4 protein-coding genes are annotated in these 2,932 nt (G+C 69.6%); 3 read left to right on the top strand and 1 reads right to left on the bottom strand.

Annotated features, from left to right (window positions below):
• Positions 1-121 precede the first annotated feature (121 nt).
• The 3 genes from ACZ6ZI_RS40215 (at position 122) to ACZ6ZI_RS40205 (ending at position 2,673) form a co-directional block, all read left to right on the top strand.
• Complete coding sequence (locus ACZ6ZI_RS40215) at positions 122-619, top strand: GNAT family N-acetyltransferase (RefSeq protein ID WP_469530108.1); 498 nt, start codon at positions 122-124, stop codon at positions 617-619.
• 267 nt (positions 620-886) lie between these two features.
• Complete coding sequence (locus tag ACZ6ZI_RS40210; protein WP_469530105.1) at positions 887-1,732, top strand: DUF3626 domain-containing protein; 846 nt, start codon at positions 887-889, stop codon at positions 1,730-1,732.
• Positions 1,733-1,797: 65 nt separating this feature from the next.
• Positions 1,798-2,673, top strand: a complete 876-nt coding sequence (locus ACZ6ZI_RS40205; RefSeq protein ID WP_469530104.1) for an NAD(P)H-binding protein — start codon at positions 1,798-1,800, stop codon at positions 2,671-2,673.
• A 2-nt stretch (positions 2,674-2,675) separates the two neighbouring features.
• Here the strand turns inward: ACZ6ZI_RS40205 and ACZ6ZI_RS40200 are convergent.
• Positions 2,676-2,932: hypothetical protein (locus ACZ6ZI_RS40200; RefSeq protein ID WP_469530101.1), on the bottom strand; the 257-nt coding region annotated here is incomplete at its 5' end.

The raw sequence follows: 2,932 nt of genomic DNA, 5'->3' as shown, positions 1-2,932 counted from the left end.
CCCTGTGGGAGAGTAGGACGCCGCCGAACAATCATTGTGGGAAAGCCCCGCACCTTATGGTGCGGGGCTTTTCTGCGTTTACGGCCAGGTAGGTGACCGGGCCGGCCCGTAGCATGACCGCATGCCGGAACTTCAGTTGCTTCGTGCCGACCACGCGAAGGCCCTGCTCGACTTCGAGCGGGAGAACCGCGCCTACTTCGCCTCCCTCGTCCCCGACCGCGGCGACCAGTACTTCGACCGGTTCGACGAGCGACACGGCGAGCTGCTGGCCGAGCAGGATGCGGGGCTGCACTTCTTCCACCTCCTGGTGGCGGAGGACGGCGCGATCCTCGGACGGGTCAACCTCATCGACGTGGCGGACGGTTCGGCCGAGCTGGGGTACCGCATCGCCGAGTGTGCGACGGGGCGGGGACGGGCGACGGCCGCGGTGCGTGCGGTGTGCGACCTGGCCGTCGAGCGGTACGGCCTGCGTCACCTGAGGGCGGTCACGACCCTCGACAACGTCGGCTCCCGCACGGTTCTCGCCCGTACCGGCTTCATCGAGGCCGGCGAGCTCGACGTGGCCGGCCGCCCCGGGATCCGCTTCGTACGGGACCTTCGGCGGGAGCCGAGACCGTGAACGACGGAGGGTCCCGCGATCGGGGGAGGAGAGATGAACTGCCGCTCCAGCACGGCCTCTTGGGGGACCTACAGCCGGGGATCCGGCCCACGTCAACGGACCGTGGCCCGTTGCTGTGAACGGGAGCGTTCACCGGGTTGATGACGTCCTGGCAGGATCGCTGTGAGGAGCCGGACGACATCCGGTTCCGTTGGCTCGGTCGGTAGGCGTGGGAACCGGTGGAGAATCCGGGTGCGCCCGTTGATCGCGTGGGACGACACTGTGCCGATGAGCCTCCCCTCTTCCCCCCAGGCGCCTCAGGAACGGGCCCTTCGACACGTCACGGCACTCGCGGAGGGGCCGCCGGTGGACCCGGCGCTTCGGGTGACGCTCAACTTCCACCCGGACCGTCTGCTGCACGGCAAGCCGATCCTGGACGCCTTGGCTGAAGACGGCTTCTACCGCTCGCAGTTCGTCACGGGGACCAGCAACGGTGGACTGACCGCGCACCCCGGTGGGGACCGGTGGCGCTGGGAGAGCCGCATCTTCGGTGGGGCGTACGACGAAGCGTCCGCCCAACAGCGGCCTGTCTACGGTGCGTTGAACTTCCGCGGCAAGCCGGTCGGCGGGGCTCCGCGGTTCGGCTCGGCCCACTTTCGGCTGGTCGCCGAGGTCCTGCCCCGCACCACGTTCTGCTACCCGGACAGCTACCTGGAGCCGGCGGACTTCGGCGTCGCGGACCGCATGGGCCTCATCGGGCCGGCCCTCGCCGATCGTCAGGACGAGCTGGACGACTACATCGAGGCACAGGTGCACGGGCCGGTCCGGCTGCGTGCCCACGCGGAGGCGCTCGTGCTCGATCCCTGCTACCGGGGGACGACGGTGGAGACCGCGGCCCTGCGGATCGGCTGCCCGGTGGAGTGGCACCCCGGTTTCCGGCTCCAGGCCGAGGAGCTCCGAAGCCACCCCGACTACCGCGGCCAGGAGTACGTGGACCTGGCTGAGCGGATCGCGGTGGACGGCGTACTCGACCCCCGCATCGTCGGAAATGCCGCGCGGGCCGGCGGCCAAGACCCCCAGGCCGTCAAGAAGGTGTGGCACTACCTGGCGCGGTTCGGGGCGCCCTTGACCTGAAGCGTGGTCGAGCTCGTAGCGTCGCGTAGTGGGTGATCACCCACTACAGGGGGAGGGGCGCACCGATGATGCTCGTGACCGGAGCCACCGGAAACATCGGCCGTGTGTTGCTGGAGGCGCTGGCCGCGCGGGGAGCGGGCGCTACGGGAGGCCTGCGCGGGCTGACCCGGGACATGGAGCGGGCTGCCTTCCCGGCAGGGGTGGAGGCCGTCGAGGGGGACCTGGGGAAGGCGGCCTCCCTGGGGCCGGCGCTCGAGGGGGTGCGCTCGATGTTCCTTCCGTCGCGGGTGGGGGCGGACGAGGAGGTCCTCGACGCCGCCCGGAGGGCGGGTGTGGAGCACGTCGTCCTGGTCTCGTCGGTGACGGTGCAGACGCACCCCCACCTCGGCCCGGCCCGCGAGAACCTGGCCGTCGAGGAACTCCTCAAGGGCAGCGGGATGGCGTGGACGATCCTGCGACCGACGCAGTACGCCTCGAACACCCTGTGGTGGGCGCCGGCGATCCTCGCCGGGGAGCCGGTCCGTGTCCCGTACGCGGACACCGGCCTGCCCACGATCCACCCGGGTGACATCGCCGCGGTCGCCCAGGTCGCGCTGACCGATCCCGAGCACCGGGGGAGGACGTACGCCCTGACCGGCCCCGTCCGGGTGACGCCCAGGGAACAGGTGGCGGCGATCGCGAAGGCACTGGGGAGGCAGGTGCCGTTCGCCGAGATCGACCGCCGGCGGGCCCATCGCGACATGGCGGCGCTCTTCGGCGCGGAGGGCGCGGACGCGGTGCTCGACCTCATGGGCGGGGACGTCAACGACGAGCTCCTGGCGGTCCGGGACACCGTCGAGCGGATCACCGGCTTGCAGGCCAGGACGTTCGAGCAGTGGGCCGCGGAGCACGCATCGGCCTTCGGCGGGCCTCGTTTTGACTCCTCGGGGGGAGGGTTGTAGAGTCAAACGGTTGCCTCGAACTGGACAAGTTCGGCAGCGACAACCCCACAACCCACCTGGATGAGAATCCGTGTGGGCTGTGTCGACTCTTCTTTCGGAAAGTCTGAAGCCGGGAAATCCGGTGGAAAACTTCTGATAGAGTCGGAACCGCCGGAAAGGGAAAGCGCGAAAGCGCAGAACCTCGAAAGCACCGAGGAAATCGGGCCCGAAAGAGTCTGATAGAGTCGGAAACGCAAGAACACAGAACGAAAGCCCGGAG

The organism is Streptomyces sp. NPDC103540, from assembly GCF_055584445.1.
This window is presented reverse-complemented; position numbering and strand designations above follow the sequence as displayed.

Bases quoted from the DNA above. Each gene is read 5' to 3' on its own strand.
- ACZ6ZI_RS40215 (WP_469530108.1), top strand. From the start codon at position 122: ATGCCGGAACTTCAGTTGCTTCGTGCCGACCACGCGAAGGCCCTGCTC.
- ACZ6ZI_RS40210 (WP_469530105.1), top strand. From the start codon at position 887: ATGAGCCTCCCCTCTTCCCCCCAGGCGCCTCAGGAACGGGCCCTTCGA.
- ACZ6ZI_RS40205 (WP_469530104.1), top strand. From the start codon at position 1,798: ATGATGCTCGTGACCGGAGCCACCGGAAACATCGGCCGTGTGTTGCTG.